Genomic DNA, 23,230 nt, shown 5'->3' on the forward strand with positions numbered 1-23,230 from the left:
TGATGCGCGGGTCGGATGATAAGGGCGCTATGCGCCTGTCCTGCCCGCCTGCATCTGACGTGCATTGTCAATCTCGGATGCCTGCGGGGACTTTTCGTGACCCAAAGCCAGAGTTCGCTGCCCGTGCCCGCCCAACGGCAGGGCCGCGACCCTCGGCAGACGCAGCAAGGGCACGAGCGCCGGCCCACCCGGCACACCGCTGCCCCTGCTCGCCGTGAGCAGCACAACCCCACCAACCGGGGCCGGGAGAACCGTGCCGGCCGCCGCATCGTCAACCAGTTGCAGCTCATCGTGGCCGTGCCGCTCGTCGCCGTCGTCGTGTTCGCCGGCATCGCCCTGGTCACCACCGTCCAGCAGGTGAACCGCAGCCGGAACCTGCAGGACCTGGCCGCCCTCGCCTCCGAGGCGGGCGGGCTCGCCCACGCGCTGCAGCGCGAGCGGGCCGCCGCGGTCAACGTGGTGCTCACGCCTCAGCGGCCGGAGCTGGTGGACGCCTTCAACCAGCAGGTCATGCTGACCGACGACACGGTCCGCACGTACCAGGAGCGGCGCAAGTCGCTCTCATCCGGTTCGGACCTGCTCGACCGGATCGACGACAGCCTCGAGGGTCTGAACGGTCTTCGCGAGCAGGTGCGCAAGGACGCCCGCGCGTCGGTCTCCGCGACCGCGTTCAGCTACCGGATCCTCGTCGCCGACCTGCTGAGCTACCGCGAGTCCGTGGCCCGCTCCGGCGCGCCGACCGACCTCGCCGACGAGATCCGTGCCGCCGCCGCGCTGTCCCGGGCGGCGGAGGCGCTGGGCCAGCAGCAGGTCGCCGTGCTCCGCGCGGTCGCCGCCAACGAGCTCACCCCGGCGCTCCAGCAGGAGATCACCGCCTCCCGCGCCGGCTTCGTCGAGGCGACGGTCGGCTTCAACCAGCTCGCGCCCGCCGAGTGGCGCACCTGGTACGAGAAGGCCAACACGGGCGAGCAGGTCGTCGCGGCGCAGCGGTTCCAGGACCAGGTCGGCCGGACGCCGACCGGTCAGCCGGTCCGCATCGACACCGGCGGCTGGATCAACGCCATCTCCGGCTGGTCGGGCCTGCTCTTCCAGGTCGAGCAGCAGGTCGACGACGCCGTCGTCGACGAGGTCGCAGACCTGCGCGACCAGCAGATGACCCAGGCGGTGATCCAGATCGCCGGCGTGGCCGCCGTGCTGCTCATCGCGATCGTCCTCACCGGTATCGTGGCCCGGCGCATCACGCGCCGCCTGCGGTACCTGCACGACGCCGCCCGGACCGTCGCCTACGAGCAACTGCCGGCGGTCGTCTCCGAGCTGCGGGCCGCCGCGCCGGGCACGGTCGACCCGGACGAGGTCGCCGACCGTGCCTCCGCGACACTGTCCGTCGCCGGCGCGGACGAGGTCGCCGACGTGGCGCAGGCGTTCCGCGCGGTCCACCGCGAAGCGGTCCGGATCGCGGGTGAGCAGGCCGTGATGCGCTCCAACGTCGCAGAGATCTTCGTCCACCTGTCCCGTCGTGAGCAACGACTGGTCGACGCGGTGCTGGCCCAGGTCGACCGGGTCGAGCGCGACGAGACCGACCCCGACCGGCTCCAGCAGTTGTACCAGCTGGACCACCTGGCCACCCGGATGGCCCGGATCAACCTGAGCCTCCTGGTGCTCGGCGGTTCCGGCGCCGCCCGCGTCCGGCGCGAGGACGCGCCGCTCGGCAAGGTGCTGCAGGCCGCGATCTCGCAGATCGAGCACTACGTCCGGGTCCGGTTCGGCAGCGTCGACGACGACGTCGCGGTCGTCGCCGAGGCCGTCGACGAGGTCGTGCACCTGCTGGCCGAGCTGCTGGACAACGCGACCGGCTACTCGCCGCCGGAGTCCGAGGTGTGGGTCACCGGCCGGGCGCTCGGCGACCGGGTCATCATCCAGATCGTCGACACCGGCGTCGGTCTCGGGCCGGCCCGTCTCGAACAGCTCAACCAGCTGCTGGCCCAGCCGCCCGCGATCGACATCGCCGCCGTGCGTGCCATGGGACTCACCGTGGTCGGGCACATCGCCGCGCGGTACCAGATCGGCGTCCAGCTCCGCCCGGGGCAGCACACCGGGACGCTCGCCGAGGTCACCATCCCCAGCACCGTGTTCCGCCCGATCCTCGCGTCTGAGCGGCAGCCGCAGCTGGCCCCGGTCGGGGCGTCCAGTGCGGTCGAGAGCGCGCCCCGGCCGGCCAACGACCTGTTCACCCCGCAGCCGCAGCAGTCGCTGCCACCACCACCGTCCGAGACGAGCCTCTTCTCGGTTCCCACGCAGGAACTGCGCGCGATCCCCTCCGGGCCGTCCGCGTACATCGCGCCGTCCCTGCCGCCGGTGCCGTCCCTGCCGCCCGCGCAGGGTGGGCCACCGGGTGGGCCGCAGGGTGGGCCGAGTGGTCCCGGCGCCCCGCCCGGGCCGGGTGCGTGGCCGCCGTTGCCGCCGCCCGAGGTCCCCGCCGCCCTCGCCGCAGCCGCCGACGACTCGATCGAACTGCCGATCTTCCAGTCGGTCAACGGCTGGTTCCGCACCGAGACCCCGCCCGACCTGGACGTCGCGACCGAGCCGGTCAACTGGGAGTCCGAAGCCGACGTCGGCTGGCGCGCCGCGCAGCAGGCAGCCACGCCGGAGGTTTCCACGACCACGGCCGCGGGCCTGCCCGTGCGTGCCCCGCAGCGGCACCTCGTGCCCGGCGCCGCCATGGCGGCGCCGGACCGCTCCGGTGGTGGGACACAGCGTCGCGACCCGACGCGCGTGGCTGCCGCGATGTCGGCCTATGCCCGTGGTGTGGCGAACCGGCGTACTTCGGCGAACTGAACTACGTGAGGAAACGAGAGGACCACTTCTGTGACCGACCCGAGTGATCTCGGTTGGCTGCTGGACAATTTTGCGAGCCGTACACCTGATGTCGCCCACGCGCTGGCGATCTCGACCGACGGGCTCGTACTGGCCCATACCCGCGCATTACCCCGGGACCGGGCCGACCAGCTCGCCGCCACCGGCAGTGGTCTCGTCGCCCTGCTCGCGGGCGCCGCACGGTTCTTCGAGGCGGGCAGCGTCATCTCCAACGTGACGCAGCTCGACGGCGGCTTCATGTTCTGCATGGCGTTCAGCGACGGTGCTTCGCTGCTGGTGCTCGCCTCCCCGTCCGCGGATGTCGGCAAGGTCTCCTACGAGATGACCGATCTCGCCAACCGCATCGGCGACGCACTGACCCCAGCGGTCCGGGGACCGTCATGACCGGGCTCGACTCAGAGGTAGGACGGTCCGGAGCGCAGCGGAGGGACGAATGACCGAGCCGCCTCGCCGCGGTCGCCCGACCGCGGTAAAGATCATCATTGCGGGTGGCTTCGGTGCGGGTAAGACCACGCTGGTCGGATCGATCTCCGAGATCCCGCCGGTGACCACCGAAGCCCTGATGACGACGGCGAGTATCGAGCACGACGACGCCACGCTGGTGCCCGGCAAGGGCAGCACCACGGTCGCCATGGACTTCGGCCGCATCACGCTGTACCAGGACCTGGTCCTCTACCTCTTCGGAACCCCCGGCCAGCGCCGTTTCTGGTTCATGTGGGACGAGCTGTGCAGGGGCGCGATCGGGGCCGTGGTCATCGCCGACACGCGCCGGCTCGCCGACTGCTTCGGTGCCATCGACTTCTTCGAGAACCGCCGGCTCCCCTACGTCATCGCGGTCAACAACTTCGAGGGCGCGGCGCGCTACCACCTCGAGGACATCCGTGAGGCCCTCGCCATCCAACCCAGTGTGCCGATGCTCAACGCCGACGTGCGCTCACGCGCATCGGCGAAGGAAATCCTCGTCGCCGTCACCGAACATGCCCTCGCGCAGCGCGCCAGCGCTCGCAGATAACTCCAGTTCAGTCTTACAGAGGAGATCCATGTCCCTGCAACGACGCCTGACCCGGCACTGGACGTCGGCGGTCAGCGCTTTCCTGGCGGTCGGATTGCTGTTCGGCACGGCCGCATGCGCCAAGGACTCCAAGGCGGATGGCGCCGGCTCGGCGTCGACGCTCAAGATCGGTTTCCTCGGCTCGCTGAGCGGCACGTACCAGGCGGTCGGCACCGACCTGCGGAAGGGCTTCGAGCTCTACCTGAAGATGCACGACAACAAGCTGGGCGGCCACCCGATCGACCTGAAGGTCGCCGACGAGGGTGACGGCGCGGAGACCGCCGTGCCCGCCGCGACGAAGCTCATCAAGGACGAGAAGGTCCTCGCGCTGACCGGCATCGTCGGTGGTGGCTCCGTCGCCGGTGTGGCCAAGCTGCTCGACGAGGCGAAGGTGCCGCTGATCGGTTCCAACGGCCGTCCCGACCTCAAGGACGTCACGCGGGTGTGGACGACGAGCTTCATGTCGTCTGACCCCGGCCAGTCCATCGCGCAGTACATCAAGGACAAGGTCAACGGCCCGGTCTTCGCGATCGGCCCGGACTACCAGGGTGGCTACGACGAGGTCGGCGGCTTCACCAACGAGTTCGTGAAGATCGGCGGCAAGCTCGCCAACTCCGACGGCAAGACCCTGTGGACGCCGTTCCCGACGACGACCAACTTCCTGCCGTACTTCTCGCAGATCAAGTCGAGCGGCGCGAAGGCCGTCTACACGTTCTACGCCGGCAAGGCCGCGATCGACTTCGTGAAGCAGTACAAGCAGTCCGACATCAAGGACGTCCCGCTGTACGGCGCCTTCATCACCGAGGGCACGGTCCTGCAGGCCGAGGGTGAGGCGGCCAAGGACGTCTACACCGTGTGCAACTACTCGCCGGACCTCGACAACGAGGAGAACCGCAAGTTCGTCGCCGCGTGGCGCCAGGCCTACCCGGACATCACCCCGACCACCTACGCCATGGCGTCGTACGACGCGGCGGCGGTGCTCGACCGGGCCATCGCGGCCGCCGGTGGCAACGTGACGCCGGAGACGATCAACGAGCAGCTCGGCAAGCTCGGCCAGATCTCCAGCCCGCGCGGTCAGTGGCAGTTCGGCAAGAACCACGCCCCGATCCAGAAGTGGTACCTGCGTCAGGTCCGCAACGACGGCCGTGCCCTGGCCAACGTGCTGGTCCAGGACCTCGCGACCGTGGGCGCGTAATTCCGTTGGACGCGTATCTGATCCCGGCGGTCGACGGCGTGGCCTATGGCCTGTTGCTGTTCGTCGTCGCCGCCGGGCTCACCCTCGCCTTCGGCGTCGGTGACGTGCTCAACCTCGCACACGGCACGCTCTTCGCGTTCGGCGCCTACGCCGCCGCGAAAATCAGTGACGGCACTTGGCTCTCGCTCGCACTCGCGGTGCTCGTCGGCACCGCGGCCGCGAGCGCGGGCGGCGCCGTGCTGTCCGTCATGCTCGTGCCGATCGCCGGCCGCGGGCATCTCGCCCAGGCCCTGCTGACGTTCGGCATCGCCCTCGTCGTCGGCGACCGGCTCATCGCACTGTTCGGCAAGGACGACCTGCCGGTGGTCATCCCGGCCTCGCTGGACCGGCCGGTGGACCTCGCCGGGCACAACTACCCGGGGTACCGGCTGGCCTTCCTCGGCGTCGCGACGCTCATCGCGATCGCACTGTCCGTCGTGGTCACGAAGACCCGCGCCGGAAGCCTGGTGCGGGCCACCGTCGACGACCGGGACATGGTGGCGACCCTCGGCGTCAACCCGATGACCGTGCGGACCGGCGTCCTCGCCGTCGCCGGCGGACTCGCCGGGCTCGCGGGCGCCCTCGGCGCCCCGATCATCGGCCCCGGCCCGCGGACCGCCGACACGGTCCTCATGCTCTCGCTCGTGGTCGTGGTCCTCGGCGGCCTCGGCTCGATCGGTGGCGCGCTCGTCGCCGCCGTCGCGGTCGGCGAGATCCAGACCGTCGGCGTCACCGCCGCACCGGCCCTCGCCCCGTTCGCGCTGTTCGGCGCGATGGCGATCGCCCTGGCCGCCCGTGCGCGCGGCCTTCTCCCGTCGGGCAGGAGCGCATGACCAAGGTGCTCCGCGTCGCCGGCTTCCCGGCCGCGCTCCTGCTGATGGTGTCGTTCGCCTGGACCCTCGACGAGTACGCGACCCGGACCATCACCCGGATCCTCGTGATCGGCCTGCTCGCCGTCTCCGTCGCGCTGCTCACCGGCATCGCGGGCCTGCCGACGCTCGGCCAGACCGCCCCGTATCTCGTCGGGGCCTACACCGCCGCGACCCTGATCCGCCACGACGTCACCGTCGGGGTGGTGCAGCTGCTCGCCGCAGCCGCCGCCGGTGCCCTGTTCGCGCTGGTCACCGCGCCGCTCGTGGTCTACGCCAACGGTGTTGTGGTGCTCATGATCACGTTGGCGCTCGGCGAGCTGACGTTCACCGTCGCCGGTCGCTGGAAGTCGGTCACCAACGGTACGGACGGCATGCTCGCCTTCGGCGACGTCGTGCCGCTGCCCGGCCTGGTGTCGCTCGACACCGACCGTGCCGTCTACCTCTACGTGCTGGCCGTCGTGGCCGTCCTCGTCGGCGCGCTCCTGCTCGTCCTGCGCTCGCCGGCCGGTGCCATGCTGCGGGCGACCCGCGACGACCCGGTGCGGATGCGGGCCAGCGGTCACCCGGTCGCCGGCTACCTCACCGCCGCCTACGTCGGCGCCGGCGCGCTCGCCGGTGTGGCCGGGGCGCTGCTGGTGACCATCGACAAGTTCGTCTCGCCGGGTGCCGGCGGGTTCGAGGTGTCGGCGTTGGTACTGCTGGCGATCGTCATCGGCGGCGCCACCTCGATGGTCGGCGCGCTCATCGGTGCCGCCCTGGTCGTGGCGACCCGCGACTGGCTGTCCGGCCCCTGGCCCGGCCACGCCCCGCTGTTGCTGGGCACGCTGTTCATCCTGTGTGTGTACTTCCTGCCGCGCGGCCTGCTGGGGAGGAAGTCGGCATGAGCGGGCTTCTTGTGGTTGAAGGACTGGGCCGCCGGTACGGCGATCTGGCCGCCCTCGACGGGGTCGGACTGCGGGTGGAAGCCGGCGCCCGGCACGCGCTCATCGGTCCCAACGGCGCCGGCAAGAGCACGCTGCTGAACCTCGTCGCCGGGAGCCTGCGGCCGAGCGCCGGACGGATCCACTTCGCCGGACGCGACGTCACCGGCATGGCGCCGGCCCGCCGCGCGCGGCTCGGCATCGGCCGCACACACCAGCACCCGGCCGTCTGGTCCAGCCTGTCCGCGCTGGACAACGTGCTCGTCGCCGGGCGCCGCCCGTGGGGTCGTCTGCGCGCCGGCGGCCGGGCCAGGGCGCTCGAACTGCTCGCGTCCGTCGGCCTGGACGCGGCCACCGGCACCCTGGCCGGCTCGCTGTCCCACGGCCAGCGCCGCCAGCTGGAGCTCGCCATGGCCCTGGCCGGCGAGCCGCGCCTGCTGCTGCTCGACGAGCCCGCGGCCGGCCTGGCGCCGCCCGAGGTCGAGCTGCTGGCCGGTCTGCTGGCGGCGCTGCCCGACACGGTGGCGGTCCTGCTGGTCGAGCACCACCTGGACCTGGTCTACGGCTTCGCCGACCAGGTGACGGTGCTGCACTCCGGCAAGCACGTGCACACCGGCACCGTCCCCGAGACCCGGTCCTCGCCCGAGGTCGCGGCCGCCTACGCGGGAGTCGCACCATGACACTGACGGTGGCCGGCCTGCAGGCCGGTTACGGCGGCGGCACGGTCCTGCACGGCGTCGACCTGACGGTGCCGCAGGGCACCGCCATCGCCGTGCTCGGCCGCAACGGCGCCGGCAAGACCACACTGGTTCATGCCGTCGCCGGCCTGCTGCGCCCGAAGGCGGGCAGCGTGCAGCTCGACGACGTGGAGCTCGCCGGCCGTCCCGCGCACCGGGTGGCGCGGGCGGGCGTGGGCCTGGTACCACAGGGCCGGCGGGTCTTCGCCAGCCTGACGGTCGCCGAGCATCTCGACCTGTCCCGCCGTCCGGGCGAGTGGACCGTGCCTCGGGTGCTGGAGCTCCTGCCGCGGCTCGGTGAGCGCCGTCGCCACAAGGGCAACCAGCTCTCCGGCGGCGAGGCCCAGATGCTCGCGATCGCGCGGGCGCTGCTCACCCAGCCGCGCCTGTTGCTGCTGGACGAGCCGTGCGAGGGCCTGGCGGTGGACCTGGCGGCGCGGGTGCGGTCGGTGGTGGCGGAGCTGGCGCGGGGCGGTCTGACGGTGTTGCTGGTGGAGCAGCAGCCGGAGCACGCCCTGGCGGTGGCCGACCACGTGGCGCTCCTCGGCGACGGCGTCGTGGTGGCGACCCACACCGCCGACGAGCTCCGCGCTTCCCCTCAGCTGGCGGATCCGGTGCTGAGCGTGGCGAAGCACGCCTGACGCCTGCCGCTGTCCACGATCGAGGGAACCCTCAGGTCGCCCTGGAGCCTGTTGACGGCCCAACTACGCGCCGATCTTGGAGTTGTGGCGCCATGAACCTCCGAATTTGTCCGGGTTTGTCAAGGACCACAACTCCAAGATCGGCGCGGTTGTCGGGGTTGACGCCCGAGGGATCCGAATTGCGCAACAGGCTCCGCGGGCTCGACATCCGGCTGCCGGTCACCCGGTGACGCGTCGCGTACACCCGGCGGCCGCCGTCCAGACATCGATCACGACGTGATGTTCGTTTCGGCGTTGTTGCAAGGCCTTGGCAACAACGCACCCCCGGCAATACGCTCCGCTGGGAGGAAACACATGCCAGCACTCGCCATGCACATCTCAAACGGGATCATCAACAACCAGGTCGCGCTGCTGTTCGCGGGCGTGGCACTCGCCGGGCTCGCGCTGTGCTTCGTCATGGGCCGTCGTGAGCTCGACGACCGGCTCGTGCCGATGGCCGGCCTGGTCGCGGCGTTCATCTTCGCCGTGCAGATGCTGAACTTCCAGGTCCTGCCCGGGGTCAGCGGCCACCTGCTCGGCGGCACCCTCGCCGCGATGCTCGTCGGCCCCTACCTCGGCGCGATCTGCGTCGCGATCGTCCTGGTCGTGCAGGCCCTGATCTTCAGCGACGGCGGCGTCACCGCGCTCGGCCTCAACATCACCAACATGGCGCTGATCGGCACCGCCGCGGGCTACCTGCTGGTGGCCACGCTGCTGCGGGTCCTGCCGCGGCGCACCTGGGCGCTGACCGCGACCGCGCTGGTCGCGTCGATCGTCTCGGTGACGTTCGCCGCGCAGGGTTTTGTGCTGCAGTACGCGATGGGCGGCGCCACCGACATCGGACGGTCGCTCGGCGGGATCGCCGCGGCGATGGCCGGCACCCATGTGCTCATCGGCATCGGCGAGGGGCTCATCACCGCGATCACGGTGGGCTATGTCGCGAAGGTCCGCCCCGACCTCGTGTACGCCGTCCGCAACCTCAGGCGGGCACCGAGAGAGGCGGTTGCGGCATGACCGCCTCCGCTGTGCTCCGGCGGGCATGCCGCTGGTCGGTCTCGAGTTTTCAAGGTAGGTCAGCATGAAGAAGACGACCTGGTTCATCCTCAGCGGCCTGGTCGCCGCGCTGCTGCTCGCCGGCGTCGTCAGCAACTTCGCCTCGCCGCACCCCGACGGCCTCGACTCGGTCGCGCGTGAGGGCTGCACCTTCGACGACGAGGACCAGATCACCGGCGGCAACTGCATCGCCCAGGGCGAGACCGACAACCTGACGAAGGACAGTCCGCTCGCCGACTACGGCGTGCGCGGCCTCGCCAACGACTTCCTGTCGACCGGCACGTCCGGCGTGATCGGGGTGCTGGCCACGTTCGCCCTCGGCGGGGGCGTGTTCTGGCTGCTCAAGGCGGGACGCAAGCGCACGCCCGAGGACCGGGCCGCGGATCTGCCCGAGGAACAGAAGGTCTAGTGGGCGCAGGGCACAGCCACGCGCTGTACGTGCACCGGGCCTCCCCGGTGCACGTACTGCCACCCGAGGTGAAGATCGTCGCCAGCGTGCTGTTCACGGTCGCGGTGGTGGCGACCCCACGCGAGGCGATCTGGGCGTTCGGCGCGTATCTGCTGGTCATCGTCGCGGTCGCGGCCGTCGCCCGGATCGGCCCGGGCTGGCTGGCGCTGCGGTCGCTGATCGAACTGCCGTTCATCCTGCTCGCCTTCGCGCTGCCGTTCCTCGGCACCGGCGAGAAGATCGACGTCCTCGGCATGAGCGTGTCGCAGGACGGCCTCTACGGCGCCTGGAACATCATCGCCAAGGGCACCCTGGGCGTGCTGTCGTCGCTGCTGCTCGCCGGCACCACCACCCCGCGTGACCTGCTGCTCGGCCTGGACCGGCTGCGCTGCCCGCAGATGGTGACGCAGATCGCCACGTTCATGCTGCGGTACCTCGACGTCCTCGCCGAAGAGGCGCGGCGCATGCGGGTGGCGCAGCGCTCCCGCGGCTACGACCCGCGGTTCCTGTGGCAGATCAAGGGCTTCGCGACCGGTGTCGGCGCCCTGTTCCTGCGCGCCTTCGAGCGCGGGGAGCGGGTCTACCTCGCCATGGTCTCGCGCGGCTACGAGGGCCGGATCCCTCTCGCGCTGGCGGGCACCGGCGCCACCGCGGGCCAGTGGGCGGCCGCGGCCGGCGTCCCCGTCGTCGCGGCCGCGATCGCGACGATAGCGTTGGTCCGGTGACCCCCTCTCTCGAGGTCCGCGACCTGCGGTATGCCTACCCCGACGGCCACGTGGCCCTGCGCGGCGTCGATGTGACCGTGCCGCAGGGCGACCGCGTCGCCGTCCTCGGCCCCAACGGCGCGGGCAAGACCACGCTGGTCCTGCACCTCAACGGCATCCTCCACGCCGACGGGCGCGACGGCAGCGGCGGCACCGTCACCGTCGCCGGGATGACCGTCGACGCGAAGGACCGCGCCTGCCTCAAGGAGATCCGCCAGCGGGTCGGCATCGTCTTCCAGGACCCCGACGACCAGCTGTTCATGCCGACCGTGGGGGAGGACGTCGCGTTCGGCCCGGCGAACCTCGGCCTGCGCGGCGCCGAGCTGCGGGAGCGGGTCGACGAGGCGCTCGACGCGGTCGGCATGGGCGAGCACCGCGACCGCGCGCCGCACCATCTGTCCTTCGGTCAGCGCCGCCGGGTGGCGGTGGCGACCGTGCTCGCCATGCGCCCGGAGATCCTGGTCCTGGACGAGCCGTCGTCGAACCTCGACCCCGCGAGCCGTCGTGAGCTGGCCACGATCCTGCGGACGCTGCCGGTGACGGTGCTGATGGTGACGCACGACCTGCCGTACGCACTGGAGCTCTGCCCGCGCTCGGTCATCCTCGACGCCGGCCGCATCGTCGCCGACGGCCCGACGCGGGAGATCCTCGCCGACGGTGACCTGCTCGCACGGCACCGCCTGGAACTGCCGTTCGGGTATACCGTCACAGCATGAGCGAGTCCGCGTCCTGGACAAGGGTGGACGACGGCCGTTTCCAGATGGACATGCTGACGGCCAGCTATCGGCGGCACGTGTTCACGAAGCACAGCCACGCCACGTTTGCCATCGGGGTGGTCGTCTCCGGCGAGGAGCAGTTCCACTACCGCGGCGAGCTGCACCGGGCCGGCGTCGGCAGCCTGGCGATCCTCGAGCCCGACGAGCCGCACGACGGCATGGCCGCCGACGAGGAGGGCTGGAGCTACCGGGTGCTGTATCCGAGCGAGGCGATGCTGCTCGACGGCCGCTCGGCCCGCCCCGACTTCCCGGCGGCGATCGTCCACGATCCGCGCAGCGTGCACCTGATCCGCTCGGCGCACGAGGAGCTGACCGCCGGCGTCGACCCGCTCGCCGCCCACTCGAAGCTCGCGTGGGCGTTCGAGGCCGTCGTCCAGCGGCACGGCCGCGGGCCCGCCGGCCCGAAACCGCCGTCCGCCTCCGACGCGGCCGCGGCCCGGAAGGTCGCCGAGATCCGCGACCGGCTGATGGCCGACCTGCGCTGCGCGCCCAGCCTGCGGGAGCTGGCCGCGGGCGTCGACCTGTCGCCGTACCACATGCTGCGCGTGTTCCGCGAGGCGACCGGCTTCCCGCCGCACACCTGGCTGGTCCTCGAGCGGGTCTGCGAGGCACGCCACCTCCTGGCCGCCGGCGCCGGCCCGGCCCAGGTCGCCGGCGCCGTCGGCTTCGCCGACCAGGCCCACCTGACCCGCTGGTTCAAGCGGGTGACCGGCGTCACTCCGGCCGCATTCCGCAACAGCGTTCAAGACCCGGTGCGCCGCGTCGCGTGATGCTCGGGTCATGAGTCGTCGTGGATGGATCCTCTTCGTCGCGATGTGCGTCGTCTGGGGCATCCCCTACCTGCTGATCAAGGTCGCGGTCCGCGAGATCGGGCCTGCCGAGCTGGTCTTCCTCCGCACGGCGCTCGGCGCGGTCCTGCTGCTGCCGATCGCGCTCGCCCGCAAGGAGCTTCGTGCCTCGCTGCGCCCCTGGCTGCCGCTGCTGATCTACACCGTCGTCGAGATCGGCCTGCCCTGGCTGCTGCTGTCCGACGCCGAACTGCACGTCGACAGCTCCTTCACCGGCCTGGTCATCGCCGGCGTGCCGCTGGTCGCCGCGATCCTCGCCCGCCTGATGAACCGCAACGAAAAGCTCACCGCCGCCCGGGTCGGCGGCCTCCTGGTCGGCTTCGCCGGGGTGGCCCTGCTGCTCGGCTTCCACGTCGGCGCGGGCGGTGTCGTGCCCATGCTCGAGCTGGTCGGTGTTGTCGTCTGCTACGCCATCGGCCCGCTGATCATCGAGCGCTGGCTCGCCGACGTGCCCCGCTACGGGGTGGCCGCGGCGTCGCTGGTGGTCGGCGCGGTGTTGTTCGCGCCGGTGGTCGTGCCGGACCTGCCCGACCTCGCCCGCACGGTGAGCCTGGGCCCGGCGCTGGCCGTGCTCGGCCTGTCGGTGATCTGCACGGCGCTCGCGTTCGTGCTGTTCTTCGCACTGATCGCCGAGGTCGGGGGAGTGCGGGCGACGGTCATCACGTTCGTCAACCCGGCGGTGGCCGTGATCCTGGGCTGGATGATCCTCGACGAGGACGTCACGGTCCTGACCGCCGTCGCGTTCGCTTTGATCCTCGTCGGCTCGGTCCTGGCGACCCGCCGCAAGGCGCCCGACCGGACCGCCGACACCGCCCCCGAACCGGTTCCCGCCTCCTGACAAACCCGCGTCGATCTTGCAGTTATGGTGCCATGGCATTCCCCTGCTGTCGGGTTTGTCGGGCACCACAACTGCAAGATCGACGCGTCGGCGGTCTCCACCGGGCGGTTGCGCGCCGCCGCGGGCCGACTGCGCGTCACTCGCGGGGCGGCATGATTACCAGTCCTTCATCCACGGCAGGCGGGCGTCGAGCCACTCGTTGAGCCGAGCGACCTGGTCGACGTTGCTGTCGAGCCAGCTCACCTGGCCGGTCATGGCGAGGATCGCGAAGACGATCGCGGTGCCGTTGACCAGCACGCCGAGCGAGCCGAGCCCGCGACCGGCGACACCGGGGCGGGCGCCGGCGACGATGCCGCCGAACGAGAACAGCAGGCCGAGCGCGCCGACGGCGATCGCCCACGGCGCGAGCAGGCCGGTCAGCGCGACCGCCACACCCGCGACGCCGAGGATGAGGCCGAGGGCCGCCGTCATGCTGGCCCGGGCGGGGGCCGGCCGGACCTCGGCCACCGGCGGCGGGGGCGGACTCACCGGAGCCGGCGGCGCCTCGCGGTCGATGCTGCGGCGCAGGGTGGTCGTCGTGGTCTCGCGGCTGTCCGCGATCCCGTCCCGGTCCGTGTCGCGGTCGAGAACACCCACCGCGGGGATCCGGCTCGTCCGGTCGGTGCTCTCCAGCCGGTCGTCCACACCGTCACGATCGCGGTCGACGCGACGCACGGTGGTCGACTCGAGCCGGTCGTCGACGCCGTCGCGGTCCCGGTCGTGACGCGGTTCGACGTCCGCCGCGTCGCGCGTACGGCCACCGAACAGCTGCCCGATGCGTGCCACGTGTGTTCACCTCCAACAAAGCGCCCGGCCCACACGCCCGGGGGTCGGAGTGCGGTCATTCGGGCGGATGTCGGATCGATACCCAGCACAGCGAGGTCTCAATCGGGGTTAGTCGTTTGGGGGGATATTGCCCGGGTACCTCGGATTCATGGAGCGAGGAAACACCAAACACGGCGTCGCGCTGGACGACCAGATGCGGTACGAGACCGAAGACCTCCGGCAGGGCGGCGCCTGGGAAGGCGCCGTGAACACCGCCCGGGCGCCGGGCACGCCGGTCGGGATGAGCCCGCGGGACGTCGAGGCGCGCAGCAATCTGGGCCGGTACATCCCGAAGGCGAGCCTGCCCGGCGATCGGGACGACCTGATCGCGGGCGCCAGCGAGCTGAACGCCCCCGACGAGGTCCTGGCGACGCTGGAGCGCCTGCCGGAGGGTGAGGTCTACGAGACGGTGAACCAGGTCTGGGCCGCGCTCGGCGGCCGTAACGAGGACCCGGCCCACCGTCCCTAGGAGATCTGCCGCAGGAGCTTGTGCTCCTGGACGACCGGCACCGACAGGGTCTTGTAGCCGACCTTCTCGAACAGCACCGTCATCTGCTCACCCGCGTAGGACAGCACGACGCCCTTGCCCCACTCGCCGTGCCGGACCTCGCTGTGGATCGGGAACGGTACGTCGCCCGTCGCCGCCACCCCGGCGGCGGCGCTGCCGTCCTGGCAGTTGTCGCAGTGGCCGCAGGTCGCCGGGAGGTGCTCCCCGAAGTACGCCAGCAGCGCCTGTCCCCGGCACAGCTCGGTCTCGGCGAAGCTGCGCATCATGTCGAGCCGCGACCGGGACACCGTCTGCTGCCGCTCCGCCTGCGCCTCGGCGAGCTCGGCCGCCCGCGCGGGGACGGGTGCCCAGCGGGGTGCCTTGACCTTGCCGCCGTTGAGCATCCGCGCGCCGCCGACCTCCTCGAGCAGCGTCAGCAGCTGGCCCAGCTTGCGGGCGCCCAGGCCGGACTTCTCCTCCAGCTGGTCCCGCGTCAGCGGCTTGTCCGCCGCGCGCAGGAGCGCGGCGAGGTCCGACACCTCGTCGCGGTCGACCGAGACGTTGGTGAAGAACTTGCGCAGCCCGCTGTCCTCGGTGCGGTGCAGCAGCAGCACGTGCGCCGGCTTGCCGTCGCGCCCCGCCCGGCCGATCTCCTGCAGGTAGGAGTCGGGGGAGTCGGGCAGCGAGACGTGGTTGACCCACCGGATGTTGGGCTTGTCGATGCCCATGCCGAACGCCGTCGTCGCGACCATGATCGGCACCTCGTCGGCGAGGAAGGCCTCGTGCGCCCGTTCGCGCTCGCCGGCGCTCATCCCGCCGTGGTACGCGACCGCCTCGAACCCCTCCTGCTGGAGCCGCTCGGTCAGTTCCTCGGTGGAGCGGCGGGTCGGCGCGTAGATGATGCCGGGCGGCGCCGACTCGCGCAGCCGGGCCACCAGCCGCCGCCAGCGGGTCTCCTCGTCGGGGCAGTGCACCGACTCCAGGAACAGGTTCGACCGGTCCAGCCCCCCGACCACGACCTCCGGGTCGCGCATGCCGAGGCGTTCGACGATGTCCTCACGGACCGGCGGGGAGGCCGTCGCGGTCAGGGCCACCACCGGCGGCCGGCCGAGCTCGCGGATGAACTGGCCGAGCTGGAGGTAGTCCGGCCGGAAGTCGTGCCCCCACGCCGAGACGCAGTGTGCCTCGTCGACAGCGACCAGGCTCGGCTTCAACGCCTTGATCTGCGCGGCCCGCGCCGGGTCGGCGAACTGCTCCGGCGTCAGGAACACGAACTCGGCGTCACCGGCGCGCAGCGCCTCCAGCGCCTCCGCACGCTCGTTCTTGCCCTCGGCGCTCGACAGTCGCACCGCGACGAGCGACTCGTGGTGCCGCGCGGACAGCGACGCGATCTGGTCCTGCTGAAGGGCGAGCAGCGGCGAGATGACGATCGTCGGCCCGGGCAGCAGCGGCGCCGGCACCTGGTAGATCGCCGACTTGCCGGCCCCGGTGGGCAGCACCGCGAGCGCGTCACGGCCCGCCATCAGCGCCTCCATGGCGCGCAGCTGCACGTCCCGCAGCTGTTGCCAGCCGAAGCGCTCCCGCGCGACCCGCCGCAAGTCGTCCGTGACCGTCATGGCCGTCTTCCTATCATTCTCGTCGGCAGCCGGGGCTCTTTGGGCCGGGCCTCATCGAGAGCCCCCGGTGCCACCCAACCCCGACGAGCCGAGCGCGCACACCCCCATTCTCTGATAGGACGGAGGCATGCCTATCGAGACGAAGGGCGTGGTGGCACTCGCCAAGGGCCGGCCCGTCAGCCTGGAGACCGTCGTCGTTCCCGAGCCCGGCCCCGGCGAGGCCCGGGTCGAGATCCAGGCGTGCGGCGTGTGCCACACGGACCTCCACTACCGCGAGGGCGGCATCAGCGACGACTTCCCGTTCCTGCTGGGCCACGAGGCCGCCGGGATCGTCGAGTCGGTCGGCCCCGGCGTCACCGAGGTGGCCCCCGGCGACTTCGTGATCCTGAACTGGCGGGCCGTGTGCGGACAGTGCCGGGCCTGCCGGCGCGGCCGCCCGTGGTACTGCTTCAACACCCACAACGCGAAGCAGCAGATGACCCTCGCCGACGGCACCCCGTTGTCCCCGGCGCTGGGCATCGGCGCCTTCCTCAAGCACACGCTGGTCGCCGCCGGCCAGTGCACCAAGGTCGATCCCAGTGCCCCCGCGATGGTCGCCGGCCTGCTGGGCTGCGGCGTGATGGCGGGCCTCGGCGCCGCGTTGAACACCGGCGGCGTGACCCGCGGCGACGCCGTGGCGGTCTTCGGCTGCGGCGGCGTCGGCAACGCCGCGATCGCGGGTGCGGTCCTGGCCGGCGCGACGACGATCATCGGCGTCGACATCGACGTGCGGAAGCTGGCCTGGGCCCGGGACTTCGGCGCCACCCACGTGGTGAACTCCCGGGAGAGCGACCCGGTCGAGGCGGTCCGCGCCCTGACCGGAGGCTTCGGCGCCGACGTGGTGGTCGAGGCCGTGGGCCTGCCGGAGGTCTACAAGCAGGCGTTCTACGCCCGGGACCTGGCCGGGACGGTGGTCCTGACCGGCGTGCCGCGCCCCGAGATGCAGCTCGAGCTGCCGTTCCTGGACGTGTTCAGCCGCGGCGGCGCGCTGAAGTCGAGCTGGTACGGTGACTGCCTGCCGACGCGCGACTTCCCCACGATGATCGATCTGTACCTGCAGGGCCGCCTGCCGCTGGAGAAGTTCGTGACGGAGACCGGCGACCTGGGCGACGTCGAGGAAGCGTTCCACAAGATGGAGCGGGGCGAGGTCCTCCGCTCCGTGATCCTCATCTAGGCAGTCTTGATCGTGCGGCGACCGCTGCGCCCTTCAGGGTTCAGCACCCGTGATCGCGAACTTGCCGCAATCATGGCCAAGCGCCGGGGCGAAGCGCGCGGGATCGAGCGGCCAGTTCCATGATCGCGGAGCGTTGGCGGCCCAACTATGCGCCGATCTTGGAGTTGTGGCGCCATGAACCTCCGAATTTGTCCGGATTTGTCAAGGACCACAACTCCAAGATCGGCGCGGAGTTGGGCCGCCAGCGCTGTCCCAGTGGCCCGGCCGGTGTCGAAACGACTATCGCTAAGGGGTTGTCGGCGATAGGGTCCCGATATATCGTCGAACTATCAACGATAGCTCCAAGTGAAAGGGGGGCGATCATGAGATCGCGACACGGAGCATTTTTCGACGCCGGGGCCTGGCAGCGTGGGTTCGGCAGTTTCATCCCGCCGTTCCCGCCCGGAGGGGGCCGCGGCTGGGGTCACGGGCACGGCCGCGGTGGCGGCTGGGGCCGCGGGCGGGGCGGGCGCCCCAACGTCCGCCAGGCGGTCCTCGCGCTGCTGCACGAGCGGCCGATGCACGGCTACGAGATGATCCAGGAGTTGGAGCAGCGCACCGGCGGCATCTGGCGGCCGAGCCCCGGCTCCATCTACCCGACGCTGCAGATGCTCGAGGACGAAGGGCTCATCGCGGCCGAGGAGAGCGGCGGCCGGAAGCGGTTCGTGCTCACCGACGCCGGCCGGCCCGAGGCCGAGACCGCCGCGCAGAACGCGCCCTGGCGGGAGTACGGCGACGAGAACGTCTCCCAGGCCCAGGAGTTCCGCGACGCCGCGCTCGGCATCATGGACGCGCTGCGCCAGGTGGGCTTCAACGGCACGAGCGAGCAGCGCGCCCAGGCCCTCGAGGTGCTGACCGAGACCCGCCGCAAGCTCTACGCGATCCTCGCGGACTGAGCGGACTGGGTAGCCCGAAGCAGGCTGAAGCAGACCGAAGCGGACCGAAACGGCACCGGACGGCGCGGACCGCTCACGAGAGCAGGGAAGCGCCGTCCAGGACGCCGTTCCTCGACGTGAGCACCGCGTCGAGGTCGCCCACCGGCAGCGGCCGCGAGAAGTGGTACCCCTGGGCAAGGTGACAGTCGAGTTGGCGCAGCCGCTCCGCCTGCTCCGGGGTCTCCACCGCCTCCGCGATCGACGACAGCCGCAGGCTGTTGCCCAGCTCCACGATCGCGCGGGTGAACGCCATCTCCTCCGCCATCCCGCCTTCCGGGGTGAAGGCGCGGTCGATCTTCAGGATGTCGACGGGGAGGTGTCGCAGGTACGCCAGGGACGAGTACCCCGTGCCGAAGTCGTCGACGGCGATCCGTACACCTTCGGCACGCACTGTGGACAGCAGGGCCGTGACGTGGTCGGCGTCGGCGGTCGACGAGACGAGGACCGTCTCGGTGATCTCCAGGATGAGGGCCTCGCCGGGCAGGCCCGCCTCGCGCAGCGCGCCGAGGACCACCGACGCGAAGTCGGGCTCGCGCAGCTGGCGGCCGGAGACGTTGACGGTGACCGAGATGCCGAACCGTTCGTACCAGGTCCGCACGTCCTTGCACGCCTGCCGGAGCACCCAGGCCCCGATCGGGACGATCAGCCCGTACTGCTCGGCGATCGGGATGAACTCCAGCGGCGGCACCGGCCGGCCTCCGGGGCTCCAGCGCAGCAGCGCCTCGACGGCGGTGACGCGGCCCGTCGACAGGTCCACCACCGGCTGGTAATTGACCACGAACTCGTCCTCGGCCACGGCTCGCCGCAGCTCCGCGGACAGGCGCATGTGTTCGTGCCGTTCGATCGCCAGGCGCGGCTCGTAGGCGGCGAGCCGGTTCTTGCCGTCCGCTTTCGCCGCGTAGAGCGCCAGGTCGGCGTTGCGCATCGCCTCGGCGGGCGTGGACGGGGCGCTGAAGTGCAGCGAGCCGACGCTGGTGGTCACGCTCAGCTCGCGCTCGCCGACCGTGTACGGCTGCCCGAGCGCCGCGACGACGGACGCGCCGACGGTCGACAACCGTGGCGGGCTCACGTCCTCGAGCAGGATCGCGAACTCGTCCCCGCCGAGGCGCACGAGCGTGTCCGAGGTCGAGACCTCGCCGAGCAGGCGGGCGGCGACCTCGATGAGCAGCGCGTCGCCGACCGGGTGGCCGAAGGAGTCGTTGACGTCCTTGAAGCCGTCGAGGTCCAGCAGGAGCAGGCCGTGCGAGGAGGTCGTCCGCGCGAGCGCGTGCTCCAGCCGCTCCTGCAGCAGCGCGCGGTTGCCGAGGCCGGTGAGCGCGTCGTGCAGGGCCCGGTGGGTGAGCTGCTGCCGGAGCGTCTCCTGCTCGCGCAGTGCCGCGCCGAGGGTGACGGCCTGTGCGTCGAGATCGGCGGCGCGCCGGTTCGCGAACCGGACGAGCTGGCTGAGCCGGGCGATCAGCAGCACCGACGTCACCACGGACGTCGCGAGCGGCACCAGCACCCACCAGCGTGACGGCAGCGGCGAGCGCACCAGCAGCATGGTGATCGCCACCACGGGCCCGACCAGGGCCAGGATCGAGTACAGGTACACCCGGTGCCGCGGGATCACCGGCTCGCGGCGTTCCGGCCGGCCTGCCGCACCGGCCATCGAGGGGTGCAGGGCGGCGGTGCCGGTCAGCGCGTACGCGCAGAGGTACAGCGCGGTCGACATGCCGTCCCCGTACGTCTCGCCGGTCCAGGCGAGCGTGGCGTAGTACACGACGTCACCGGCGATCACCACGCCGAGCGCGCACGACACCAGCGTGTGCGCGGGGGAGCGTACGCTGCTGGTGAAGATCATTCGCGTGGTCAGCACCACGAGGACGAGGTCGATGGAGATGTACATGACGTGGCTCGCCGCGCGCCCCGGGTCGACGGGCCGCGTGAACAGCAGCGGGTGCACGATGAACGTCCAGGCCAGCGCGGCCATCCCGGACGCCACGATCCCGGAGTCGATGAACCGCTCGGCGCGTGGCCGCGCCGGGTCGGGCCGTACCCAGGCGAGCGTGCCCAGTGCCATGCACAGGTATCCGCCGAGGAACGGCAGGTCCTTCCAGGCCGGGAAGCCGATCCGGCCGGTGACGAGGTATTCCGCCGCGTAGCTCGCGGCGGCGGCCACCGAGCACCAGATGGCCGCGGTGAACAGCAGCCAGCTGCGCCGGTCCGCGGGCCGGTGCCGGCGGATCCCGGCGCCGAGCACGACGGCCGCGGACATGCCGACGAGCGTGTAAAGGCCCTGCCGGGGGACCACCGGCAGGAACCCGCCGACCGCGACCGCCCCGAGACCGAGGACCGCGTACCAGCGCCAAGCGGTCATCGGGCTCCCTGTCGCTTGTTCGGATGACCTGCAGATCGGCAGGCCGGGGCGGAAGCTGAGCCGGGACCATGATGGTGAGGTTGGTGAACGTGTGCATGGGTAGGGAGGCGCGATGAAGGTCGCACTGCTCGGACCGATCGCCTGGCGGACACCGCCCCGGGCGTACGGCCCGTGGGAACAGATCGTCTCCCTGCTCGCCGAGGGGCTGGTCGCGCGCGGCGTCGACGTGACCCTGTTCGCGAGCCTCGACTCGGTCACCGCCGCGCGGCTCGACGGGGTCGTCGAACGGCCGTACAACGAGGACAGCGGCTACGACGGCCGGGTCTGGGAGGCCATCCACGTCGCGCACTGCTACGCCCGCAGCGGCGAGTTCGACCTCGTGCACAACAACCTCGACTGGCTGCCGCTCGCGATGAGCGACTTCTGCCGCACCCGCCTTGTCACCACCGTGCACGGCTTCTGCTCGCCGGCGATCCTGCCGGCCTACCAGCGCGCCGACTCGGCGTTCGTGTCCATCTCCGACGCCGACCGCGGGCCCGGCCTCGACTACGCGGCCACCATCTACCACGGCATCGACGTGCGGCAGTTCCCGTTTGTCGCGGCGCCGGGCGAGACACTCGTCGCGTTCGGGCGGATCCACCCGGACAAGGGCACGGCCGACGCCATCCGGATCGTCCGCGCGGCCGGCCGGCGGCTGCTCATCTGCGGCCCCGTGCACGACGAGCGGTACCACGCCGAGGAGGTCCTCCCGCTCGTGGACGGCGACACGGTCGTCTACGGCGGGAACGTGGGGCCGCAGCAGCGCGCCGAGATCCTCGGCAACGCGGCGGCGCTGCTGCACCCGATCGGCTTCGCCGAGCCGTTCGGGCTGTCCGTCGTGGAGGCGATGGCCTGTGGCACCCCGGTCGTCGCCTATCCGTTGGGATCGATGCCCGAGGTGGTCGACCCGGGTGTGACCGGTTTCCTGGCGACCTCGGTCGCCGACGCCGTGGCGATCCTCGACGACGCGCTCAAGCTGGACCGCGTCCAGGTGCGTGCCCGCGCCCTCGAACGCTTCTCGGCCGACCGCATGGTCGACGACTACCTGCGCCTCTACGAGCGACTGCTCCGGTAAATCCCCTCAAGGCCCTCCGCGCCCGGCCGAAGGTTCACAGTGTGCGGCGCCCGCGGTTCTACAACGCGGTAACGCGGGACGGCTCGGCTCCGGCAGCGACGTGGCAGGCTGCCGGAGCCGACGCCATCCAGCGGTGCGTGATCGAGAGCTGGCGCTGCGTCATCACATGCCTCTAAGCTCTCGGGCGGAGGCAAACTGTGAGTGGTGTCGATATCACCGACCGGTTGGACGAGGTCGAGCAACACATCCTCGCGTGGGACTTCACCGGTGCCCGGGACGCGGTCCAGATCCTGCTGGGCGACCCGGCGCTCGGCGACGCCGACCGGCTCACCGCGCGGCGCCTGCTCGCCGAGGTGCTCCGCGAGCTCGGTGACCTTACCGCCGCCTACGACCTGGCGGAGGCCGTCGCCGCGCAGGCCGAGCGGATCCACGGCCCCGGCGACCCGGTCACCGTGCACGCGCTGGCGGTCCTCGCCGCCGTCCGGCACGACTACGACGAGTGGGACGAGGCCGAGCGGCTGTACCACCGCGTGCTCGACAGCGGCGTCGAAGGGGGCGGTGCGGAGCCGGTGAGCCGCGCGGTGCGGCTGGCACGGGCCAACCTGGCGCTGCTGCGGCGCGACCGGGGCGACCACGCGCTCGCGCTGGTGATGCTCAACGCCGCGTACGTGGTGCACCGCCGCGAATACGGCGCCGACGACCTCGACACGATCCGTATCGCCGCCGAACTGGCCGCGCTGCACCACGCCGGCGGCGACGTGGTCGCGGCCCGGCGCCTGTTCACGCTGGCCCACGCGGCGGCCCGCGCCCGGCTGGGTGTCCGCCACCCCTTCACCCGTGCCGTCGAGTGGGAACTGGCCGCCGTCGAACCTCCGATGCCCTCTGCCCCCGTCTCCGCCCCACCGCCACCGTCACCACCGCCGCCGATCGATGATCATGCGGTTGTGGCGCCCGGACACGACCGTGATGTTCCGGTCGGTGGGGAGCCACAAGTGCATGATCAACACGAAGGGGAAGGGCCGCCGCGCACCGTGCGGTTCGTGGTGCCGCTCAAGGCCGTCGCGGTCGTCGTGGTGGGTGCGCTCGTACTGGCTGGGCTCGCCATCCGGCGCGCCGAACGTCCGGACCGGCAGGGCCCGTCGACGGCGGCATCCGTCCCGGCGTCGGCTCCGGTGCCTTCCGGGACTCCTGCGACGAGCGGGCCGGCGGTCCGGGACCTGCGCCTCCAGGATCGGGGGGACACCCTCGCGGTCAGTTGGACGGACCTGCGTTCGGCGGCGGTCGTGGCGCTGTCACGGGCCGGGGCGCCGGCCGTGGTGCTCGCCACCGTTCCCGCGGGCACCAGCTCGTACGTCGTCCGGGACGTCGAACCGGGGGTTGCCTACTGCGTGGTCGTGGGCCCGGTGGACGAGACGCGGGCGATGACCCCCACGGCCTCCGTGTGCACGGGCACTCGCTGAGGGTTACCGTGCGGTCCGGCCGTGGACTCGTGCGGCGAAGCGTAAGGTTTT

22 protein-coding genes are annotated in these 23,230 nt (G+C 71.7%); 19 read left to right on the forward strand and 3 right to left on the reverse strand.

Features of this window, described 5'->3' with window-relative positions; translation table 11 throughout:
• Window positions 1-96 precede the first annotated feature (96 nt).
• From Dfulv_RS10250 to Dfulv_RS10315, 14 genes are all read left to right on the forward strand, one after another.
• Window positions 97-2,835: a sensor histidine kinase gene (locus Dfulv_RS10250; RefSeq protein WP_259862460.1), complete on the forward strand. Its 2,739-nt coding sequence runs from the start codon at window positions 97-99 to the stop codon at window positions 2,833-2,835.
• 30 nt (window positions 2,836-2,865) lie between these two features.
• Window positions 2,866-3,258, forward strand: coding sequence for a roadblock/LC7 domain-containing protein (locus Dfulv_RS10255; RefSeq protein ID WP_259862461.1), 393 nt, complete (start codon window positions 2,866-2,868; stop codon window positions 3,256-3,258).
• A gap of 49 nt (window positions 3,259-3,307) precedes the next feature.
• On the forward strand, window positions 3,308-3,886 hold the full coding sequence (locus tag Dfulv_RS10260; RefSeq protein ID WP_259862462.1) for a GTP-binding protein: 579 nt from the start codon (window positions 3,308-3,310) through the stop codon (window positions 3,884-3,886).
• Window positions 3,887-3,914: 28 nt separating this feature from the next.
• The gene (locus Dfulv_RS10265) at window positions 3,915-5,120 is read left to right on the forward strand and encodes an ABC transporter substrate-binding protein (protein WP_259862463.1); all 1,206 of its coding nucleotides are present in this window, start codon (window positions 3,915-3,917) and stop codon (window positions 5,118-5,120) included.
• A gap of 5 nt (window positions 5,121-5,125) precedes the next feature.
• Window positions 5,126-5,992, forward strand: a complete 867-nt coding sequence (locus Dfulv_RS10270) for a branched-chain amino acid ABC transporter permease (protein WP_259862465.1) — start codon at window positions 5,126-5,128, stop codon at window positions 5,990-5,992.
• A complete protein-coding gene (locus Dfulv_RS10275) occupies window positions 5,989-6,915 on the forward strand; it encodes a branched-chain amino acid ABC transporter permease (protein WP_259862466.1) in 927 nt (308 codons plus the stop codon). Before Dfulv_RS10270 ends, Dfulv_RS10275 begins: the two co-directional genes overlap by 4 nt.
• Window positions 6,912-7,631 carry an ABC transporter ATP-binding protein gene (locus tag Dfulv_RS10280; RefSeq protein ID WP_259862467.1) on the forward strand — a complete coding sequence of 240 codons (720 nt, stop codon included), beginning with the start codon at window positions 6,912-6,914 and terminating at the stop codon, window positions 7,629-7,631. Before Dfulv_RS10275 ends, Dfulv_RS10280 begins: the two co-directional genes overlap by 4 nt.
• Window positions 7,628-8,329, forward strand: a complete 702-nt coding sequence (locus Dfulv_RS10285) for an ABC transporter ATP-binding protein (protein ID WP_259862468.1) — start codon at window positions 7,628-7,630, stop codon at window positions 8,327-8,329. The genes Dfulv_RS10280 and Dfulv_RS10285 overlap by 4 nt, the downstream gene beginning before the upstream one ends.
• 354 nt (window positions 8,330-8,683) lie before the next feature.
• On the forward strand, window positions 8,684-9,382 hold the full coding sequence (locus tag Dfulv_RS10290) for an energy-coupling factor ABC transporter permease (RefSeq protein ID WP_259862469.1): 699 nt from the start codon (window positions 8,684-8,686) through the stop codon (window positions 9,380-9,382).
• Window positions 9,383-9,446: 64 nt separating this feature from the next.
• Window positions 9,447-9,830 carry a PDGLE domain-containing protein gene (locus Dfulv_RS10295; protein WP_259862470.1) on the forward strand — a complete coding sequence of 128 codons (384 nt, stop codon included), beginning with the start codon at window positions 9,447-9,449 and terminating at the stop codon, window positions 9,828-9,830.
• Entirely contained in the window at window positions 9,830-10,594 is a 765-nt protein-coding gene (gene cbiQ / locus Dfulv_RS10300) for a cobalt ECF transporter T component CbiQ (protein WP_259862471.1), read from the forward strand. The genes Dfulv_RS10295 and cbiQ overlap by 1 nt, the downstream gene beginning before the upstream one ends.
• Complete coding sequence (locus Dfulv_RS10305) at window positions 10,591-11,349, forward strand: energy-coupling factor ABC transporter ATP-binding protein (protein ID WP_259862472.1); 759 nt, start codon at window positions 10,591-10,593, stop codon at window positions 11,347-11,349. Before cbiQ ends, Dfulv_RS10305 begins: the two co-directional genes overlap by 4 nt.
• The gene (locus Dfulv_RS10310) at window positions 11,346-12,179 is read left to right on the forward strand and encodes a helix-turn-helix domain-containing protein (protein ID WP_259862474.1); all 834 of its coding nucleotides are present in this window, start codon (window positions 11,346-11,348) and stop codon (window positions 12,177-12,179) included. The genes Dfulv_RS10305 and Dfulv_RS10310 overlap by 4 nt, the downstream gene beginning before the upstream one ends.
• A gap of 10 nt (window positions 12,180-12,189) precedes the next feature.
• Window positions 12,190-13,095, forward strand: a complete 906-nt coding sequence (locus tag Dfulv_RS10315) for a DMT family transporter (protein WP_259862476.1) — start codon at window positions 12,190-12,192, stop codon at window positions 13,093-13,095.
• A 156-nt stretch (window positions 13,096-13,251) separates the two neighbouring features.
• Here the strand turns inward: Dfulv_RS10315 and Dfulv_RS10320 are convergent, their stop codons facing one another.
• Window positions 13,252-13,920 carry a hypothetical protein gene (locus Dfulv_RS10320; protein ID WP_259862478.1) on the reverse strand — a complete coding sequence of 223 codons (669 nt, stop codon included), beginning with the start codon at window positions 13,918-13,920 and terminating at the stop codon, window positions 13,252-13,254.
• Window positions 13,921-14,068: 148 nt separating this feature from the next.
• Between Dfulv_RS10320 and Dfulv_RS10325 the strand changes: the two genes are divergently transcribed.
• The gene (locus Dfulv_RS10325; RefSeq protein ID WP_259862480.1) at window positions 14,069-14,428 is read left to right on the forward strand and encodes a DUF2795 domain-containing protein; all 360 of its coding nucleotides are present in this window, start codon (window positions 14,069-14,071) and stop codon (window positions 14,426-14,428) included.
• Here the strand turns inward: Dfulv_RS10325 and Dfulv_RS10330 are convergent.
• Window positions 14,425-16,062, reverse strand: coding sequence for a RecQ family ATP-dependent DNA helicase (locus Dfulv_RS10330; protein WP_259862482.1), 1,638 nt, complete (start codon window positions 16,060-16,062; stop codon window positions 14,425-14,427). The genes Dfulv_RS10325 and Dfulv_RS10330 overlap by 4 nt on opposite strands.
• Window positions 16,063-16,189: 127 nt before the next feature.
• Here Dfulv_RS10330 and Dfulv_RS10335 point away from each other — a divergent pair, with 127 nt between their 5' ends.
• Window positions 16,190-17,275 (forward strand): S-(hydroxymethyl)mycothiol dehydrogenase, encoded by a 1,086-nt coding sequence (locus tag Dfulv_RS10335; protein ID WP_259862484.1) that lies wholly within the window; start codon window positions 16,190-16,192, stop codon window positions 17,273-17,275.
• A 362-nt stretch (window positions 17,276-17,637) separates the two neighbouring features.
• Window positions 17,638-18,210 carry a PadR family transcriptional regulator gene (locus tag Dfulv_RS10340; protein ID WP_259862486.1) on the forward strand — a complete coding sequence of 191 codons (573 nt, stop codon included), beginning with the start codon at window positions 17,638-17,640 and terminating at the stop codon, window positions 18,208-18,210.
• A 73-nt stretch (window positions 18,211-18,283) separates the two neighbouring features.
• On the opposite strand, the gene Dfulv_RS10345 is transcribed toward Dfulv_RS10340, so the two are convergent.
• A complete protein-coding gene (locus Dfulv_RS10345) occupies window positions 18,284-20,605 on the reverse strand; it encodes a putative bifunctional diguanylate cyclase/phosphodiesterase (RefSeq protein WP_259862488.1) in 2,322 nt (773 codons plus the stop codon).
• Between the two features lie 112 nt (window positions 20,606-20,717).
• On the opposite strand from Dfulv_RS10345, the gene Dfulv_RS10350 reads away from it, so the two are divergent.
• Window positions 20,718-21,719, forward strand: a complete 1,002-nt coding sequence (locus Dfulv_RS10350; protein WP_259862490.1) for a glycosyltransferase family 4 protein — start codon at window positions 20,718-20,720, stop codon at window positions 21,717-21,719.
• Window positions 21,720-21,916: 197 nt separating this feature from the next.
• Window positions 21,917-23,179: a tetratricopeptide repeat protein gene (locus Dfulv_RS10355; RefSeq protein WP_259862492.1), complete on the forward strand. Its 1,263-nt coding sequence runs from the start codon at window positions 21,917-21,919 to the stop codon at window positions 23,177-23,179.
• Window positions 23,180-23,230: the final 51 nt, after the last annotated feature.

Source organism: Dactylosporangium fulvum (genome assembly GCF_025137375.1).
Classification (GTDB): domain Bacteria; phylum Actinomycetota; class Actinomycetes; order Mycobacteriales; family Micromonosporaceae; genus Dactylosporangium; species Dactylosporangium fulvum.

What these genes read in the sequence shown, in the direction of transcription:
- Dfulv_RS10285 (WP_259862468.1), top strand. Translation starts at nt 7,628, where the DNA reads ATGACACTGACGGTGGCCGGCCTGCAGGCCGGTTACGGCGGCGGCACG.
- Dfulv_RS10265 (WP_259862463.1), top strand. Translation starts at nt 3,915, where the DNA reads ATGTCCCTGCAACGACGCCTGACCCGGCACTGGACGTCGGCGGTCAGC.
- Dfulv_RS10315 (WP_259862476.1), top strand. Translation starts at nt 12,190, where the DNA reads ATGAGTCGTCGTGGATGGATCCTCTTCGTCGCGATGTGCGTCGTCTGG.
- Dfulv_RS10275 (WP_259862466.1), top strand. Translation starts at nt 5,989, where the DNA reads ATGACCAAGGTGCTCCGCGTCGCCGGCTTCCCGGCCGCGCTCCTGCTG.
- Dfulv_RS10345 (WP_259862488.1), bottom strand. Translation starts at nt 20,605, where the DNA reads ATGACCGCTTGGCGCTGGTACGCGGTCCTCGGTCTCGGGGCGGTCGCG.
- Dfulv_RS10310 (WP_259862474.1), top strand. Translation starts at nt 11,346, where the DNA reads ATGAGCGAGTCCGCGTCCTGGACAAGGGTGGACGACGGCCGTTTCCAG.
- Dfulv_RS10350 (WP_259862490.1), top strand. Translation starts at nt 20,718, where the DNA reads ATGAAGGTCGCACTGCTCGGACCGATCGCCTGGCGGACACCGCCCCGG.
- Dfulv_RS10290 (WP_259862469.1), top strand. Translation starts at nt 8,684, where the DNA reads ATGCCAGCACTCGCCATGCACATCTCAAACGGGATCATCAACAACCAG.
- Dfulv_RS10280 (WP_259862467.1), top strand. Translation starts at nt 6,912, where the DNA reads ATGAGCGGGCTTCTTGTGGTTGAAGGACTGGGCCGCCGGTACGGCGAT.
- Dfulv_RS10295 (WP_259862470.1), top strand. Translation starts at nt 9,447, where the DNA reads ATGAAGAAGACGACCTGGTTCATCCTCAGCGGCCTGGTCGCCGCGCTG.
- Dfulv_RS10260 (WP_259862462.1), top strand. Translation starts at nt 3,308, where the DNA reads ATGACCGAGCCGCCTCGCCGCGGTCGCCCGACCGCGGTAAAGATCATC.
- Dfulv_RS10340 (WP_259862486.1), top strand. Translation starts at nt 17,638, where the DNA reads ATGAGATCGCGACACGGAGCATTTTTCGACGCCGGGGCCTGGCAGCGT.
- Dfulv_RS10325 (WP_259862480.1), top strand. Translation starts at nt 14,069, where the DNA reads ATGGAGCGAGGAAACACCAAACACGGCGTCGCGCTGGACGACCAGATG.
- Dfulv_RS10335 (WP_259862484.1), top strand. Translation starts at nt 16,190, where the DNA reads ATGCCTATCGAGACGAAGGGCGTGGTGGCACTCGCCAAGGGCCGGCCC.
- Dfulv_RS10330 (WP_259862482.1), bottom strand. Translation starts at nt 16,062, where the DNA reads ATGACGGTCACGGACGACTTGCGGCGGGTCGCGCGGGAGCGCTTCGGC.